At 60.6% G+C, this 14,896-nt stretch carries 19 protein-coding genes; 10 read left to right on the forward strand and 9 right to left on the reverse strand.

Features of this window, described 5'->3' with window-relative positions; translation table 11 throughout:
- Positions 1-89: 89 nt before the first annotated feature.
- Positions 90-863, forward strand: coding sequence for a hypothetical protein (locus AZH53_RS10920; RefSeq protein ID WP_319643556.1), 774 nt, complete (start codon positions 90-92; stop codon positions 861-863).
- Here AZH53_RS10920 and truA read toward each other — a convergent pair.
- Entirely contained in the window at positions 829-1,641 is an 813-nt protein-coding gene (gene truA / locus AZH53_RS10925) for a tRNA pseudouridine(38-40) synthase TruA (protein WP_319643557.1), read from the reverse strand. The genes AZH53_RS10920 and truA overlap by 35 nt on opposite strands.
- A complete protein-coding gene (locus tag AZH53_RS10930; protein ID WP_319643558.1) occupies positions 1,638-2,327 on the reverse strand; it encodes a PHP domain-containing protein in 690 nt (229 codons plus the stop codon). The genes truA and AZH53_RS10930 overlap by 4 nt, the downstream gene beginning before the upstream one ends.
- 23 nt (positions 2,328-2,350) lie before the next feature.
- Between AZH53_RS10930 and AZH53_RS10935 the strand changes: the two genes are divergently transcribed.
- Entirely contained in the window at positions 2,351-3,766 is a 1,416-nt protein-coding gene (locus AZH53_RS10935; protein WP_319643559.1) for a dihydropteroate synthase-like protein, read from the forward strand.
- Between the two features lie 76 nt (positions 3,767-3,842).
- On the opposite strand, the gene AZH53_RS10940 is transcribed toward AZH53_RS10935, so the two are convergent.
- Positions 3,843-4,310 carry a universal stress protein gene (locus AZH53_RS10940; protein ID WP_319643560.1) on the reverse strand — a complete coding sequence of 156 codons (468 nt, stop codon included), beginning with the start codon at positions 4,308-4,310 and terminating at the stop codon, positions 3,843-3,845.
- Positions 4,311-4,435: 125 nt separating this feature from the next.
- Here AZH53_RS10940 and AZH53_RS10945 point away from each other — a divergent pair, with 125 nt between their 5' ends.
- Genes AZH53_RS10945 through AZH53_RS10955 form a run of 3 tightly spaced genes read left to right on the forward strand, consistent with a single transcriptional unit; the run spans position 4,436 to position 5,439 of the window.
- Entirely contained in the window at positions 4,436-4,807 is a 372-nt protein-coding gene (locus tag AZH53_RS10945) for a Mov34/MPN/PAD-1 family protein (RefSeq protein WP_319643561.1), read from the forward strand.
- A complete protein-coding gene (locus tag AZH53_RS10950; protein WP_319643562.1) occupies positions 4,804-5,235 on the forward strand; it encodes an adenylyltransferase/cytidyltransferase family protein in 432 nt (143 codons plus the stop codon). Before AZH53_RS10945 ends, AZH53_RS10950 begins: the two co-directional genes overlap by 4 nt.
- A gap of 12 nt (positions 5,236-5,247) precedes the next feature.
- Positions 5,248-5,439, forward strand: a complete 192-nt coding sequence (locus AZH53_RS10955; protein WP_319643563.1) for a hypothetical protein — start codon at positions 5,248-5,250, stop codon at positions 5,437-5,439.
- A 3-nt stretch (positions 5,440-5,442) separates the two neighbouring features.
- On the opposite strand, the gene AZH53_RS10960 is transcribed toward AZH53_RS10955, so the two are convergent.
- The 5 genes from AZH53_RS10960 to AZH53_RS10980 all read right to left on the reverse strand — a co-directional run bounded on the left by AZH53_RS10960 (position 5,443) and on the right by AZH53_RS10980 (position 9,038).
- Entirely contained in the window at positions 5,443-6,162 is a 720-nt protein-coding gene (locus AZH53_RS10960) for a small multi-drug export protein (RefSeq protein ID WP_319643564.1), read from the reverse strand.
- A 19-nt stretch (positions 6,163-6,181) separates the two neighbouring features.
- Positions 6,182-6,856 (reverse strand): M48 family metallopeptidase, encoded by a 675-nt coding sequence (locus tag AZH53_RS10965; RefSeq protein WP_319643565.1) that lies wholly within the window; start codon positions 6,854-6,856, stop codon positions 6,182-6,184.
- A gap of 89 nt (positions 6,857-6,945) precedes the next feature.
- The gene (gene ribB, locus AZH53_RS10970; RefSeq protein ID WP_319643566.1) at positions 6,946-7,620 is read right to left on the reverse strand and encodes a 3,4-dihydroxy-2-butanone-4-phosphate synthase; all 675 of its coding nucleotides are present in this window, start codon (positions 7,618-7,620) and stop codon (positions 6,946-6,948) included.
- A gap of 36 nt (positions 7,621-7,656) precedes the next feature.
- Positions 7,657-8,373, reverse strand: a complete 717-nt coding sequence (ribB, locus tag AZH53_RS10975) for a 3,4-dihydroxy-2-butanone-4-phosphate synthase (RefSeq protein WP_319643567.1) — start codon at positions 8,371-8,373, stop codon at positions 7,657-7,659.
- A complete protein-coding gene (locus AZH53_RS10980; protein WP_319643568.1) occupies positions 8,370-9,038 on the reverse strand; it encodes a DUF120 domain-containing protein in 669 nt (222 codons plus the stop codon). The genes ribB (AZH53_RS10975) and AZH53_RS10980 overlap by 4 nt, the downstream gene beginning before the upstream one ends.
- Before the next feature lie 122 nt (positions 9,039-9,160).
- Between AZH53_RS10980 and AZH53_RS10985 the strand changes: the two genes are divergently transcribed.
- The 4 genes from AZH53_RS10985 to AZH53_RS11000 are packed head-to-tail and all read left to right on the forward strand — an operon-like array spanning position 9,161 to position 12,480.
- The gene (locus AZH53_RS10985; protein WP_319643569.1) at positions 9,161-9,871 is read left to right on the forward strand and encodes a transcriptional regulator; all 711 of its coding nucleotides are present in this window, start codon (positions 9,161-9,163) and stop codon (positions 9,869-9,871) included.
- On the forward strand, positions 9,865-10,914 hold the full coding sequence (locus AZH53_RS10990; RefSeq protein ID WP_319643570.1) for a hydroxymethylglutaryl-CoA synthase: 1,050 nt from the start codon (positions 9,865-9,867) through the stop codon (positions 10,912-10,914). Before AZH53_RS10985 ends, AZH53_RS10990 begins: the two co-directional genes overlap by 7 nt.
- A 10-nt stretch (positions 10,915-10,924) precedes the next feature.
- Complete coding sequence (locus AZH53_RS10995; RefSeq protein WP_319643571.1) at positions 10,925-12,085, forward strand: thiolase domain-containing protein; 1,161 nt, start codon at positions 10,925-10,927, stop codon at positions 12,083-12,085.
- A gap of 5 nt (positions 12,086-12,090) precedes the next feature.
- Positions 12,091-12,480 (forward strand): Zn-ribbon domain-containing OB-fold protein, encoded by a 390-nt coding sequence (locus AZH53_RS11000; protein WP_319643572.1) that lies wholly within the window; start codon positions 12,091-12,093, stop codon positions 12,478-12,480.
- 221 nt (positions 12,481-12,701) lie between these two features.
- Here the strand turns inward: AZH53_RS11000 and AZH53_RS11005 are convergent, their stop codons facing one another.
- Positions 12,702-13,619: a class I SAM-dependent methyltransferase gene (locus AZH53_RS11005; protein ID WP_319643573.1), complete on the reverse strand. Its 918-nt coding sequence runs from the start codon at positions 13,617-13,619 to the stop codon at positions 12,702-12,704.
- Between the two features lie 42 nt (positions 13,620-13,661).
- Between AZH53_RS11005 and hmgA the strand changes: the two genes are divergently transcribed.
- Positions 13,662-14,870: a hydroxymethylglutaryl-CoA reductase (NADPH) gene (gene hmgA, locus AZH53_RS11010; protein WP_319643574.1), complete on the forward strand. Its 1,209-nt coding sequence runs from the start codon at positions 13,662-13,664 to the stop codon at positions 14,868-14,870.
- The last annotated feature ends 26 nt before the right edge of the window (positions 14,871-14,896 follow it).

Consider the following 14,896-nt stretch of genomic DNA (forward strand, 5'->3'; position numbering starts at 1 on the left):
AATCCTATTTTTTCACGAATATATCTGGGAATGCATAAATAGGCTGACGTGCTTTCATTTATTGTTCAATTCAGGGGGAAATTACGCATATGTCAGATGAAGAGCATACGGGTACCGCTCCTGCTGCAGGAGACAGTGGTGCCGCCTCTCCCATCCCGGAAGAGGAGCGCCGGAAAATCGTCGAAGAAGAGCGAAAGAAGTGGGAAGAAGAGCAGCGGAAAGAGGAACTGGAAAAGAAGGCCCGCGAGCTCGAGAAGGTAGAGCAGGAGAAGAAGGCCGAGGCGGAGCGCCGCGAAGCGGAACGGAAGGTAAAGGAGGAAGAGGAACGCAAGGCGGCCGAACGTAAAAAAATCGAGAAGGAGATCCGTGCCGAGGAAAAAAAGAAGGCAAAAGGGAATAGGTTCGGATTCGGGAAGTTCCTTATCCTCCTGCTTGCGGCAGTGGTCGTCATCGGGGCCGTGGGATACCTGACCTTCGATGCATTCGGGAACCAGAACCCGTGGGGTGACACCTATCCATACGTCGCAAACTACGACGTTCACCTGCCTGATTCAAAGGAGGTCCACTTCGGCAACGTCCCTGTCCTTGCCGTCACGTCCGGTGAGCAGATTACCCTGAAGATCGGTAATGACCGGCGCACGTTCGGCCTCGGGGAGACCGTGGAATTTCCGGCAAAGCATATGACCGTAAAGATGTACGGGATGGCACTGCGGGAGAGCGATTATGCACTGACCGTGACCTATCGCGGCCTCGTGGACAATCGCCTCAACTTCCTCATCGTTGCACGGACATCCCAACCGGCGATGCCCGGATGGATGTCGGGGATGATCATTCCCAGGGATGTCCTCGTTCGTGCGGTATAGATAAACAATCCGTCACTTTTTTTAACGACGCATACCTGCGCCGTTGTTCGGTGAGCGCATCCTCGCGGCGGTTGCCGGGAGCCATCGGGGCAAATGCAGTGCCGCAGTCGATGTCCCAGAGGACGAGTGCATCGGGAGGTGCGGGTGGCAGATGTCTCCCGGTTCCGGTGGCAAGGAGGCGCCCTATCTCGTCTGCGCTCATTTCACCGCGTCCCGCAGCAATCAGCGACGATGCGATGCAGCGAACCATGTTCCAGAGAAAACTCTCTCCCTCGATCTCAAAGACGAGGAAGTCCTCCAGGGGGATGATCCGTGTCGTATGGATGGTCCGGACCGGATTTTTGCCCTCCAGACGGGCAAAACAGGAGAAGTCGTGCGTCCCCGGAAAACACCCTGCGGCCTCCCGGAGGAGGTCCTCGTCGAGGAGTGGATCGTACAGGTAATACCGATAGGTCCGGCGCCTGGCACGGTACCGGGGATGAAAGGCGTCATCGACCGCCGCCCATCCGGTGCACCAGCAGTCCGGCGGGAGGACCGCGTTGAGTTTGGCCACCGCACGTGTCGGCTGCGTTGTGGAGAAGGCGCAGACCTGACCCCTGGCATGCACTCCCCGGTCCGTGCGTCCGGCAAAGGCAAGTCCCGCCTCCCGCCAGTCCTCGAAGAGGCCGAGCCGGATGCATGCCTGCGCCATATCGCCTTCAATGGTCCGCAGCCCGGGCTGGACCTGGGACCCGAAAAAATCCGTGCCAAAATAGGCGACCCGGAAGGCAAGCCTCACCGGTGCTGTATCCTGCGTGCTATTCGTCGTTTCGCCCCCCGCATCGACTGACGGGTATATGTCCGCAGGGGTGTCATCCTTCCCCTCACCTGACAGCGCCCCTCGCGTATGGCGGCAAGCACCGCATCGATATTCTTCTCCGCATCGACGAGGGTCTCCCCGTAGCCGATGAACCTGGCGTTGTGGGCATCACTTCCCGCCACCCGGGGTTTTCCCAGTTCCCGTGCCGTCCGATCCGCCTTCCTGTTGGCCGAGCCCGTGATATATCGGCTGTTGAACGACTCCACCGCATCGACCATCTCCAGTGCATCCCGGATCTTCAGTGCGACGCCGTGGCGCCACTTGTGGTAGGGATGCGGGAGGATGACGAGGGCCCCCATCCTTCTGGCCTGTTTCACCGATTCTGCGAACGGGAGACCGTCCGGGATGGGTTCCCCTATGCCCAGCGCGATCATATGCCCCTCATGGGTGGAAACCTCGATTCCGGGGATGATCATGACGGGGGATTCCAGTGACTGTGCATACCGGACGCCCTCCATCGTATCATGGTCGCAGATGGCGATGGCGTCGAGTCCCCGCTCCTCGGCGGCACGGAGGCAGTCCTCGACACTGCTCTCCCCGTCTTTGGAGAAACTGGTATGGACATGGAGGTCGCAACGCAGCATCAGATCAATACCTTTTATCATTCCTCTTAATTAAATTGAAGCGTATGCGCTGTCTCCTGCCAACCGGGGAACTGACCGAGGCCGTCGTCCGATCGGCAGCCCGTGGATATGACGCCGATGTCGTCGTCACCGGCCATATCGCCGCATTTCTCCGCCCTGCCCATCTCAAAGAGATCGCCCGCGGCGGTTCCTATGACCTGATTCTTGTTTCGGGGATGTGCACCGCCTCCTTTGCAGCGGTCGAAGAGGAACTGGGCATCCCGGTCTACCTCGGCCCCCGGCATGCCGTGGATCTCCCCCTCATTCTGCCGCTCCTCGGGACGGTGGAGCTCTCCCGGACGGTGCCGGCCGACGAACTCCTCAGGGATATCCGGCGAAAGGAGGCGGAGGCAACCCTTGCCGACCGCGAGGCAGGGGCGGACTTTGACTATGCCATTGCCGGGTGCAGGATCGGAGGGAGCTCGCGGATGAAGGTTCTTGCGGAGATCATGGACGCACACCGGCGGGAGGATCTCGCCGCAGAGGCGTCCCGGATGGCCGCATCCGGTGCCGACATCCTCGACCTCGGGTTCGGGTTCGATGCGACGCCGGAGGACGTCCTCCGCTGCCTCGGGGCCTGCCGTGACATAGGTCTTCCTCTCGCGGCCGACACCCAGGACCCTGCCCTGATCCTGGCCGCCATCGAGGGGGGTGCCGACCTTATCCTCTCGCTGCAGGAGGAAAATCTTCCCGAGGTGGGGGAGGCCGCCCGTGAGGCGGGCATAGCCGCGGTCGTCGTGCCCGGCGGCGCGTCCCTTGAGGAGAATATACGGGCCGCCCGTGAGGCGGGGATCATGCCCGTCATCGCCGACCCGCTCCTCCAGCCTGTGGGGTCCGGTCTCGTCGCCTCGCTTGCGGGTTTCGAACCGGTGGGATGCCCGCTCTTCTTCGGTGCGGGGAATGTGACCGAACTTATCGATGCGGATTCGGTGGGTGTCAATGCCCTTCTGGCAGGCCTTGCGCATGAGGCGGGTGCCGCGGTGATCTTCACCAGCGAGCACTCGGACAAGACCCGCGGGTCGGTCCGGGAGATGCGCCGGGCGACGGAGATGATGGCACTGATGGGAACCCGGCCCTATCCGAAGGATCTCGGACTCGACCTGATGTGCATCAAGGAGAAACGGCGGCGGCGCGAGCCGCCCATCCCCTATGAACGGGAGGTTCCGGCGGGTCCGGTTCCCGAGACACTCGAATACGATCCGTACGGAAATGTGCGTATCGGGATCGCCGGAGGGAGGATCGTTGCCGAGCATAACGGGACGGCCTATACCGGCGAGCGGTGGGATGAGGTCTTTTACGCCCTTCTGCATCACGAATCCGTCTCACTCCTGGACCATGCCGCCTATCTGGGCAAAGAGCTCTACAAGGCGGAGCTGTCCCTGCGGTTCGACCGGAGTTTTGAACAGGACGGTTCCTTCTGAAGCGCCGGCAACCACCTGTGGTCCCCGGCATTCCGGTTGTGCGTACTATTACGGCCGGTAAAAATGGGGTGTAAAATTATTCTTCCTTTTTCTGTTTATGGATGACCAGTGTCGAGACCGGGCTGTTTGCCACGACCGAAGAGCTGACACTCCCCAGAATAAAGCGCCTTGTCCATCCTTTTCCCGCCGAGCCGAGGATGATCAGGTCGGCCTCAATCTCCTTTGCGTAGTCGAGAATCTCGTCCTTCGGGTCACCGATGAGCATGGTCCCTTTCAGCTCCATCCCGGCATCCTGTGCCATCTTCTCGGCTTCGCCAAGTATCACGTCCCCTTCCTTCTCGATCACTTCGAGACGGCGGAGGGTATTCGGGTCGGCAACCCCGATCTGGGGGTCGACGATCGTCGGGGTAAGTGCGCCCGGGTCGACCACATAGATGGCATAGATCTCCGATCCCCAGAATCCTGCATTGTCGAGTGCCGTCTGGAGTGCGGCCCGACTGAAGTCGGAGCCGTCATAGGCCACAAGGAGCCGTCTGAATTTCATGACATCATCTCCGGCAGAGGATATGTCCGCTGCGGGAAAAAAGTTACCCCCGCATGCACCCCGGAAGGGGCTGATGGATAGGGATGAAACCTTAATTTGGCGCTCTGCCAACATATATGACATAAATGGCAGTTCATGGCATCAGAAAAGATCTTCTTATGACCCTTCTTGCGCTGGGGGAAAGTCAGCACCCGAACGAATTCATTGCGATTCTCCGGGAAGAGGAGGGAATAATCGAAGAATTTGACCTCGCCCCCGGGACGCGGGTGAACGAGTTCAGTGCATCCTTTTCCCACGATATGATGCCCCTGGACACGCACGTGGCAGGCAGCGCCCATTCACACCCGAATGGTGTCCTCATGCCGTCGGATGCCGACCTGCGGTTCTTCGGGTCGGTCGGCCGGTATCACATCATCGTCGGGCCCCCGTATACCGAGGATGCATGGCGCTGCTTCTATCCCGACGGGACGCCCGCCCGCCTGGAGGTCGTGCCATGAAACGGGTGATTGCAACCGGAACCTTTGATATCCTGCACCCCGGACATGTCTATTATCTCGAGGAGTCGCGGAACCTCGGCGACGAACTGCATGTCATCGTGGCGCGTGATGTCAATGTGAAGCATAAGCCGACGCCGGTTCTTCCCGAAGATCAGCGGCTCTGCATGGTCCGTGCCTTAAAACCGGTTGATCATGCCCGTCTCGGAGATCTTGAGGATATGTTCCGGCCGATTGAGGAGATCGACCCTGATGTGATCACCCTCGGATTCAACCAGCATTTCTCCGAGGAGGCGCTCGTATCCGCCCTGAAGGGGCGTGGCATAGACGCCGAGGTCAGGCGTGTCGGTCCGTACAGCGGTCCGGGGTATGCGGGGTCACGCCGCATCATGGAGCGTATCCTCGAGACACGGTGCCGACAGAACGAATAACAGGTGTTTGTTATGGTCGAAGAAGATGTTGAGTATGATGTGGTCACCTGCCGTCACTGTGATGGCGCAGGATGTCTGTACTGCGGAAAGACAGGAAAGGTGGAAGTCCGGCGTCCCGCCCGGCTCTGCCCCAAATGCGGCGGTGAATGCTGTATCTATTGCGGGTATACCGGCTGGGACAAGCCCCGCGGAAAGTACGAGTGACCGTCAGGGTCCGGGCCGCCGCGGATTTTCCGTTGCGGCAATCTCTTTTTTCTTCATACGCCTGCTGGTGAGGGCCAGTATTAGTATGACCACGATGATGATGGCAACACCCGCCATCCCGGCGACAAATCCGTTCTCGAAGAGGGTGATGATATAGTCCGCCGAGAGGGCGATGATCGACGAGGAGAGGGCTGATCCCACGGCGACGCTGAGAATGACCCGTATCGGGCTCATCCCCAGCACCCGCCCGATGACCGATGCCGCCACCCCTCCCGACCCCTCGAACGGTACCATGACAAAGAGGGCAAGACCGATGGAGGAGAGGTGTTCGAGGGTGGGGTAGCGGTCGAATTCCTGGCGTCCGGTGACCATGAACCTCTCGATCCACGGGCCGAGCAGCGGGATGCGCAGGGCAAGCTGAAAGTTCCATGTGATAAAGAGGGCGCCAAGGACGTCGAAGAGCGCGATCGAGAAGGCGGCAAGCCACCAGGGAATCCCGGCGACCACCATCAGCGGGATGACCGACTCCTTTCCCGCGGGCGGGAAAAGATAGGCAAGGCCGAGTGCCCCGAACTTCCAGAAGAGGCCCGGCTCGAAGGCGATATAGAGGATGATCAGGTAGACGGTGAGGATGGCAAAGGGCAGGAGGGCATAAATGAAATGCCATCCGCGGTGTATCGGGTCATGCCGCGACTGCCAGAGTTTTGTCAGTGCCGTCTTCATTTATTCTTCCCCGCCGGTCTCAAGCCCCGGCAATGACCTGCCATGGCCCGCTGCGTTCGATCAGTACCCAGTATCGTTTCAGTTCCGCCTCGGCCGCCTTCGGGTCGGGATAATGGCGGGCACAGATGGTCCAGAAGGCGGGGGAGTGGCGCAGCTCGTGCAGGTGGGCGAGTTCGTGCACGACGACATAGTCCCGCAGGTGCGCAGGGAGGGCCGCGAGCCGGAGGTTGAAGTTCAGGTTTCCAAGCGACGAGCAGCTCCCCCATCTGGTCTTCTGCCGTCGGACTGCGACCCTGCCGGGGCGCACCCCCATCTCCGCCGACCGGTTCCGTATCCTTTCGGCAAGGTCCTCCCGGAGGTCGCGGGTGAGAAAGTCCCTGAACGATGCCGGTGTCGTATAGGTCGCCTCCCCCGCCTCCCGGTCGAGCGTGCAGACAGGACCCTGGGACATGGTGCATGGTCGTCCGTCGATGAGGAGCTGATCTTCACACCCCGGACAGGAGGCTGCAACATTCTCGATCTCAAGGGCTCGCTGCATGATCCAGCCCCGGTTCTTCTCGAGGTACGGGGCGGGATCGATCCCGTGCGGAAGAGTGACCCGGATGGTACGGTCCGGGCCGACCCGTATCGATACCCTACGGACATTTTTCGGGATGGTGACGACAGAGTAGCCGGCAAGTGGTTCGGAATGCACGCAGGTAGTCTCTTGCCCGCGATAGGTAATGAAGGAATAGGAAACAGACCGGGGCCTGCCCGAAAAATGGAGAGAATGAAGGTGGGGGATCAGGATTTGCGGCGTGCCTGCCAGGCGTCCCTGACATCGCTTCCTTCGATGAAGACGAGGCCGTGCGCCTCTGCATAGGCACGGGCATCCTCCTTGGAGAGTGCCTTGCCGGTTGCATCGTCGAGCATCTCGCAGATGGTAACCGCAGGGGTGACGCCCGCCATCTCGGCGAGGGCGACGGAGAGTTCGGTCTGTCCCTGTCGCTGGTCGAGGAGGTCGTCCGCCGCCCGGAGAATGGCCATGTGGCCCGGAGTGCGGAATTCGGCGTGGAAGTCGTCGCTCCCGCCGTTCAGGGTCTTTTTCACCTGTTCGGCTATCCGGGTGACGGTCAGTGCACGGTCACGGTCGGTGATGCCGGTGAAGGTGTCGCGGTGATTGACCCAGAGGGAGAAGGACGAGTGGTTCTTCCGGTCGTACGGGATATCGCCTTCCTTCTCCGCGAGATGGGTGGGCCGGAGAATTTCGGATGCGAAGGGCAGCCCGAAATTCTTCGCCGCCTGCGGGTGTATGGCGGTACAGATGAGGCCTCCGCCGTCCTTTCTCATCCTCAGGATATCCTTCGGGGTGACGGCATCCGAACGGATGGCAAAATCCGTCTCGCCTTCACGGTCGTCGAAATCGTACAGGAGGATAAATTCCCCCCTCTCAAATGCTGCAAGTGCCTCGTCTATCATCTGTATACCTCGTATGTTGCAATGGTTGTGTATTGGTTATTGTTCTGCGACCGTTTCGCCCGTTGCCGCCGGGGATGCCTGTGTCTCCCGGAAGGCATCCCACATCCCGCAGACCTCCTCCCCTTCCACAAAGACGAGGCCGTGACGCCGTGCATAGCGTTTTGCATCGTCCTTTGAGAGGGCAAACCCGGTCGTATCGTCGAGCATCTCACAGATGGTGACTGCCGGAGTGACGCCCGCCATCAGGGCGAGGGCGACGGAGAGTTCGGTCTGCCCCCTGCGCTGGTCGAGGAGGTTTTCCGCCGCCCGGAGAAGAGCCATATGGCCGGGGGTGCGAAACTCCTCGTGGAAGGTGTGGGGCCTGCCGGCCAGGGTCGCATGGACCTGCTCGGCGATGCGACCCACCGTCAGCGCCCGGTCGATATCGGTGATGCCGGTGAAGGTGTCCCGGTGGTTCACCCAGAGGGAGAAGGACGAGTGGTTCCTGCGATCATAGGGGATCTCCCCGAACTCCTCGGCAAGATGCGTCGGCCGGAGGACGTCGGCCGCGAATGGCAGCCCGAAATTCTCTGCGGCCTGCCCGTGGATAGCGGTGCAGATGAGTCCGCCGCCGTCCCGGCGCATGCGCAGGATGTCCTGCGGTGTCACCATGTCCGACCGGATGGCAAAGTCCGTCTCACGCTCCCTGTTGTCAAAGTCGTAGAGGAGCACCATCTCCCCTCGCCTGAATGCCTCAATCGCGTCGGTTCTCATTCCCTCTTCACCTCGATGGTCACCGGATCCCCGTCCTTGAGTTCGAGTGCTCTTCGCAGGCCCGTCCCGGAGATGATCTCGATGATGTCATCCGGGTAATGGGATCTGCCGGGGACGATGATTGCACAGTCGTACCCTGCAATCGTGCAGCGCAGGCCCTTTGCCCCGCCGAAGGTCCGGTCATGGTCGGTAAAGCCCTCGATGGCCGTCCAGTCGAGCCCTGCCAGCTTTCTTCGGGTCTCCACGCTTGCGGGGCTCAACCGGACGTTGAAGGTGCCGGGGAAGGGATCGATGCCGAGCCGTTCGCGGAACTGGTCAACGTACCCTGCGATGCTGACGTAGTAGCGCCCCTCGCCGAGGCCGCTGATCAGCTCGCCCTGTAGCTGATACGCCTGTTCGCCCTCCTCGAAGATTCTCTGGTAAGCGGCATATTCTGTCCTCAGCTCCTCCTCCCCGGTGGCGGTGATCGTAACGAACTGGCCATCCGGGCGGATGGTCCGGGAGATGAGTCCCTGCCCCTCAAGGGAAATGAGGCGGCGGGATGCGGTCTGGGGGCTGATACCCAGTTCTGCGCCCAGTTTTTGTGTAGATATTGAGACCGGGCCGTCCATGCCGCCCATGAGGGCGATGGACTTCAGGCACTGGAGATCTTCAGCTACCACCATATACCCATAATTGGTAAGCATACCATATATGGGTTGCCATGTGCCGATCCCTCGGGGGATTTCGTGGAATGACGAAACGGAGTTCGTTAATTATATAATATATCGAAACTGACATACTACGCATGAACGCCGCACTGCGGTCCCGTCTCGCAGAAAAAATGGCAGGGGAGATTACCCTCTCCGAGTCGCCGGGAGAGGCGCTGAAAAAATGGCGCCAGCTCTTCAACATTCCTCCCGGTCTTCTCGCAGAGGAGATGCACGTCTCGCCATCGGTCATCTCCGATTATGAGGGAGGCCGGCGCAAGAGTCCCGGGACCGCGGTTGTCGGAAAGATTGTTGACACCATCCTGAGCATCGATGAAGCAAATGGTGGACGAAACATCAACAAATTTGCCAAGATCCTCTACAACGACTTTGATCTGGATGTCATCTACGACATGCACGATTACAACGCCGCAATCCCGCTCGAACGGTTCTGCAGTGCCATCGGCTGCCACCATATGAGCGGGCCTGTGGACCAGCGGATCTACGGATATACGGTAGTCAACAGTGAGAAGGCCATTCTGCAGCTTTCGGCAAGTGAATTCTACCGGATTTACGGCTGGAGCACGGAACGGGCGCTCATCTTCACGAACGTCTCAACCGGCAAATCGCCGATGATTGCAATCAGGGTCACGCCTTTCAAGCCGCGATGTGTGATACTGCAGGGAATTGCTCCCGGACAGGTCCATCCCCTCGTTCCCAAACTTGCGGAGACGGACAATATCACGCTCATGTGCACGGAGATGGACGTGGACGAGATTGTAGAGATACTGAGGGAAGAAGCATGGTAGGAATTATCAGTTATGGTGCATACATCCCGCGCTTCCGCATCAAGACGGAAGAGATCGCACGGGTATGGGGTGCAAACGGCGCAGAGATCGCCGCAGGACTCGGGGTCCGGGAGAAATCCGTCCCCGACTTTGACGAGGATACGATTACGATGTCGGTGGAGGCGGCACGCAGCGCACTTGCCCGCCGTCCCATCGATACCAGCGAAATAGGAGCGATTTACGTCGGTTCCGAGTCCCATCCGTATGCGGTCAAGCCGAGTGCGGCAGCGGTCGGAGAAGCAATCGGTGCAACCCCGGTCATGACGGCAGCGGACTTTGAGTTCGCCTGCAAGGCGGGAACCGCCGGCATCCAGACCGGCATGGGGCTTGTGAAGTCCGGCATGGTCAAGTATGCGGTCGCCATCGGGGCGGATACCGCACAGGGCGCTCCGGGCGATGCCCTCGAGTACACCGCATCCGCGGGCGGCGCTGCGATCATCATAGGCAACGACGACCCGATCGCAGAGATCAACCACACCTGTTCGTTTACGACGGACACCCCCGACTTCTGGCGGCGCGAGGGACAGGAGTACCCCCGCCACGGCGGCAGGTTCTCCGGTGATCCCGCATATTTCAAGCACATCCAGGGTGCAGCAAAGCTGATGCTCGAGCAGATGGGAACCAAACCGTCCGACTATGACTACGCGATCTTCCACCAGCCGAACGCGAAGTTCCCGCAGAAGGTATCCGCGATGCTCGGGTTTACCCGCGAACAGATCAAACCGGGCCTGGCCGTCCCCCGTCTCGGCAACACCTACTCCGGTGCGGTTCCCGTCGGCATCTCGGCAACGCTCGATGTCGCAAAGCCCGGCGATCGCATCTTCGTGACCTCATACGGGTCCGGTGCCGGTAGCGACGCCTTCGACATCACTGTCACCGATGTCATCGACTCCGATGCATTCGACCGGAGTGCGGGCCCCACTGTTGAGGAGCTCCTGGCAAACCCTGTCTACCTCGACTATGCACTGTATGCCAAACACAAAGGAAAGATCCTGATGCAGTAAGGTGGTTTACATGAGGGAAGTAGCAATTGTAGGAATCGGGGTAACCGAATTCGGAGAAAAGTGGGACACATCGTTCAGGAACCTCTTCGTGGAAGCAGGTGCAAAGGCACTCGAAGACGCGAACATGGGCGGTGACCAGATCGACGAGATGTTCGTCGGGAACATGAGTGCAGGCCGGTTTGTTCTTCAGGAACACATCGGTGCACTGATTGCAGACTACGCGGGCCTTGCCGGCAATCATATCCCGGCAACCCGTGTCGAGGCGGCCTGTGCATCCGGCGGTCTTGCCTTCCGGCAGGCCTATACGACCGTCGCCTCCGGTCTCAACGACATCGTCATCGCAGGCGGTGTCGAGAAGATGACCGATGTGGGCGGGAGCGAAACGACCGATGCCCTTGCCGCCGCGGCAGACCGCGAGTGGGAAGGCCTCGTCGGGGCCACGTTCCCCGGTCTGTATGCGATGATCGCAACGGACTACATGAACCGGTTCGGCCTGACCCGCGAGCAGCTTGCGATGGTCTCGGTAAAGAACCACGCCAACGGTGCAAAGAACCCCATTGCCCAGTACAGAAAGAACATCACGGTCGAGGACGTGATGAGGTCGACGCAGGTTGCAGACCCGCTGCGCCTTCTCGACTGTTCACCGGTCACCGACGGCGCGGCAGCGGTGATCCTCTGCCCGATGGAGATGGCACGGCAGTTCACCGACACCCCCATCAGGGTGCTCGCAAGCACCCAGGCATGCGACACCATCTCCCTGCACGACCGCCGTGACATCTCTACCCTGGATGCGACGGTTGCCGCAGGAAAGCGTGCCTATGCCCAGGCGGGACTCACCCCGAAGGACATCGGCATGGTCGAGGTGCACGACTGCTTCACCATCGCAGAACTCTGTGCCATCGAGGATCTCGGGTTCTGCGCAAAGGGCGAGGCAGGCAAACTGACCGAGGAAGGGCAGACGGCACTCGGCGGCAGCATCCCGGTCAACCCGTCCGGCGGCCTGAAGTCATGCGGGCACCCCGTCGGTGCGACCGGCATCAAGCAGGTGGCGGAGATTGTCGAACAGCTGCGCGGCGAGGCCGGAGCACGCCAGGTGGACGCCGAGATCGGTATGACCCACAACGTGGGCGGCACGGGTGCGACGGTGGTCACCAATATCCTTGGAGTGTGAAGAAGATGTCTGTACCACGTTACTGGAGAAAACAGCAGAATCGCTACCGCCTGAAGGGCACGCACTGCGAGACCTGCGGAAGATACTTCTTCCCGCCCCGCAACCTCTGTCCTGACTGCAGGCGCGACGGAAAGATTGTCGACTACGAGTTCAAGGGAGACGGCAAGGTCCGTACATTCTCGATTATCCGAACGGCGAGCGAGGACTACGATATCCAGACCCCCTTTGTGCTGGCGATCGTTGACCTCGACGAGGGGACCTCGATGACGGCGCATGTCGTCTGCGATCCCGCAGAGGTCTACATTGGGATGCCGGTGAAACGGGCATTCCGCAAGATCATGGCCGATGGTGATTCCGGCGTGATCGTCTACGGGACAAAGTTCGTCCCGGCATAACCCCCAAAACAGCTCTCAAAATCTCCTTATTTTTTCATAATTTTCGAATAATTTCAATGCACGCCATGGATTCGTACGTTTCTCCAGCGTCCGGTTAGTAGGTTTTTTTTGGAGCAGGAGGTGTCGCGGTGAGTCATGATGCCGGATCAACGCCGGTAGAATGGGATTTTCCCGCATTCATCAGAGAGTGGCGGAAAAATTGAAGTGGAATATCCGTACCGTTACCGGAGAACGTCGATGTCATAGACCGCATGGTGCTGCGTTGGAGAGTAGGACCTGACCTCGTGTTCACGGATGTCGCCGAGGGTCCGGGCTGCGAGGGCGGGGAGAAGAGCGCCCTCCCCCTCCTGCAGGGCGTAGAGGTGGATCGTCGCGCCGTCCCGTGCGAGGGTGAAGGCGGCATCGAGGAAGGGTGCGGGGTCCATCGGGAGGTTCATGATGATGCGGTCGAACGAGGCGTGGGGGAGAATTCCGGGGAGGTGGCAGGCGTCGGCGAGGACGGGGATGACATTCGTGCGCCGGTTCATCCGGATATTCTCATCCATGAGGCGTATCGCACCGGGGTTGAGGTCGCAGGCGTAGACGATACTCGCGTTCGGGGCGCAGGCGATGGCAAAGGGGCCGACACCTGCAAACATGTCGAGGACGCGTTCGCCGGGGTGCATGAGGGCCGCGATGCGGTTGCGTTCGTTTGCAAGGCGCGGGGAGAAGTACGCCTCTTCCAGGTCGACGGCGAGACGCAGGCCATATTCGGTGACGATGGTCCGTGTCGTTGCAACACCTGCGAGCACCCGGTAGGTGCGCGTGCGGTACGTCCCCAGTACCGGGCTTTCGCCGCCGAGCACCGTGTGCAGCGAGGGGCGGGATGCGAGGAGGCGGCGTGCTTCCTCCACGTCCTCGTCCTGCATAATGGCAATCCCGCCCACCAGTTCATGTCGCGGGAGCGGGGCACGCACGGGAAGTTCCCTGCACTGCCACAGTATGTCCCCTTCCCCGTGTTCCGTCACCGGAAAGAGAATATCTTCGCCGTCGGATGCCGGGCGAAGCGTTGTGTCGAGTATTCCCTCTGCAATGAGCTGCCGTCTGACCTGTTCTGCGCCTGTTTTCGGCACCCGCCTGCACCACTGTTCCCGTTCCATGCGACCACCAGTATTTTTGGGTTTTCTCACTATGATATGTGTATGGAAGAATATATACAGCGAATACGGGACGGTTCACTCAAACTCCATGCACTCGAGCAGGAGATGTCCTCGGACGAGGCGATTGCGGTGCGCAGGGCCTATATCGAGGGGGAGACCGGGGCCGACCTCTCCCGTGTGGGTGCGTATTCGATTGACACCGAACGGGTGGTGAAGCGCAACTGCGAAAATATGATCGGCGCCGTCCAGGTGCCGGTGGGCGTGGCAGGACCGCTGGGGGTGCAGGGTGAGTACGCCGGGGGCGAATATTATCTTCCGCTTGCAACCACCGAGGGGGCGCTCATCGCCTCCGTGAACAGGGGATGCAAGGCGATCACCCGCGCCGGTGGTGCCGAGGTGCGCATCAAGCGTGACGGGATGACCCGGGCGCCGCTCTTCGCCTGCGAGAGCGTCCCGCATGCAACCGATGCCGCTCGCTGGGTGGACGAGCATTTTGCAGAGCTTGCCGCGGCGGCGGAGAAGACGACCTCGCACGGAAAGCTGACGGGGATTTCCACCTACACGGCGGGGACGAACCTCTTTGTCCGCTTCGAGTTCTTCACGGCCGATGCGATGGGAATGAACATGGTTACCATCGGAAGCGAAACGGCTTCGGAGCTGATCGAGGAGGCGACGGGGGCCCGGCGGGTGGCGCTCTCCGGCAACATGTGCGTGGATAAGAAGCCTGCTGCAATGAACGTCATCATGGGACGGGGCAAGACGGTCTCTGCGGGTGTCTTCCTCTCCGATGAGATGGTACGGGAGACGTTCAAGACCGATGCGGCGACCCTTGCCGAGGTGAACACGAGGAAGAACCTGGTCGGCTCCGCACGGGCGGTCTCGCTCGGGTTCAACGCCCATGCGGCAAATGTGATCGCCGCCGTCTTCCTCGCGTGCGGGCAGGACCCTGCCCATGTCGTCGAAGGGAGCAATGCGATGACCACGGTCGATGTGGTGCCGGGCGGCGTCTACGTCTCGGTGACCCTTCCCTCCCTTCAGGTGGGCACCGTCGGCGGCGGGACAGGGATTGCGACCCAGCAGGAGTGCCTGCGGCTCCTCGGGTGCGCCGGTGGCGGAGAACACCCCGGCGACAATGCAAAAATGTTTGCGGAGATCATCGCCGCGGGAGTCCTCGCGGGCGAACTCTCCCTTCTCGGGGCACTTGGTGCCGGCCACCTTGCACGGGCGCACAAGCAGCTCGGGCGCGGATAACCCTCCGATATCATTTTTTGGACGAT

The organism is Methanovulcanius yangii, from assembly GCF_018687785.1.
Classification (GTDB): domain Archaea; phylum Halobacteriota; class Methanomicrobia; order Methanomicrobiales; family Methanomicrobiaceae; genus Methanovulcanius; species Methanovulcanius yangii.

What these genes read in the sequence shown, in the direction of transcription:
- AZH53_RS10950 (WP_319643562.1), top strand. Translation starts at nt 4,804, where the DNA reads ATGAAACGGGTGATTGCAACCGGAACCTTTGATATCCTGCACCCCGGA.
- AZH53_RS10990 (WP_319643570.1), top strand. Translation starts at nt 9,865, where the DNA reads ATGGTAGGAATTATCAGTTATGGTGCATACATCCCGCGCTTCCGCATC.
- AZH53_RS10935 (WP_319643559.1), top strand. Translation starts at nt 2,351, where the DNA reads ATGCGCTGTCTCCTGCCAACCGGGGAACTGACCGAGGCCGTCGTCCGA.
- hmgA (WP_319643574.1), top strand. Translation starts at nt 13,662, where the DNA reads ATGGAAGAATATATACAGCGAATACGGGACGGTTCACTCAAACTCCAT.
- AZH53_RS10930 (WP_319643558.1), bottom strand. Translation starts at nt 2,327, where the DNA reads ATGATAAAAGGTATTGATCTGATGCTGCGTTGCGACCTCCATGTCCAT.
- AZH53_RS10960 (WP_319643564.1), bottom strand. Translation starts at nt 6,162, where the DNA reads ATGAAGACGGCACTGACAAAACTCTGGCAGTCGCGGCATGACCCGATA.
- AZH53_RS10980 (WP_319643568.1), bottom strand. Translation starts at nt 9,038, where the DNA reads ATGGTGGTAGCTGAAGATCTCCAGTGCCTGAAGTCCATCGCCCTCATG.
- ribB (WP_319643567.1), bottom strand. Translation starts at nt 8,373, where the DNA reads ATGAGAACCGACGCGATTGAGGCATTCAGGCGAGGGGAGATGGTGCTC.
- AZH53_RS11005 (WP_319643573.1), bottom strand. Translation starts at nt 13,619, where the DNA reads ATGGAACGGGAACAGTGGTGCAGGCGGGTGCCGAAAACAGGCGCAGAA.
- AZH53_RS10945 (WP_319643561.1), top strand. Translation starts at nt 4,436, where the DNA reads ATGGCAGTTCATGGCATCAGAAAAGATCTTCTTATGACCCTTCTTGCG.
- AZH53_RS11000 (WP_319643572.1), top strand. Translation starts at nt 12,091, where the DNA reads ATGTCTGTACCACGTTACTGGAGAAAACAGCAGAATCGCTACCGCCTG.
- ribB (WP_319643566.1), bottom strand. Translation starts at nt 7,620, where the DNA reads ATGATAGACGAGGCACTTGCAGCATTTGAGAGGGGGGAATTTATCCTC.
- AZH53_RS10985 (WP_319643569.1), top strand. Translation starts at nt 9,161, where the DNA reads ATGAACGCCGCACTGCGGTCCCGTCTCGCAGAAAAAATGGCAGGGGAG.
- AZH53_RS10995 (WP_319643571.1), top strand. Translation starts at nt 10,925, where the DNA reads ATGAGGGAAGTAGCAATTGTAGGAATCGGGGTAACCGAATTCGGAGAA.
- AZH53_RS10955 (WP_319643563.1), top strand. Translation starts at nt 5,248, where the DNA reads ATGGTCGAAGAAGATGTTGAGTATGATGTGGTCACCTGCCGTCACTGT.
- AZH53_RS10920 (WP_319643556.1), top strand. Translation starts at nt 90, where the DNA reads ATGTCAGATGAAGAGCATACGGGTACCGCTCCTGCTGCAGGAGACAGT.
- AZH53_RS10940 (WP_319643560.1), bottom strand. Translation starts at nt 4,310, where the DNA reads ATGAAATTCAGACGGCTCCTTGTGGCCTATGACGGCTCCGACTTCAGT.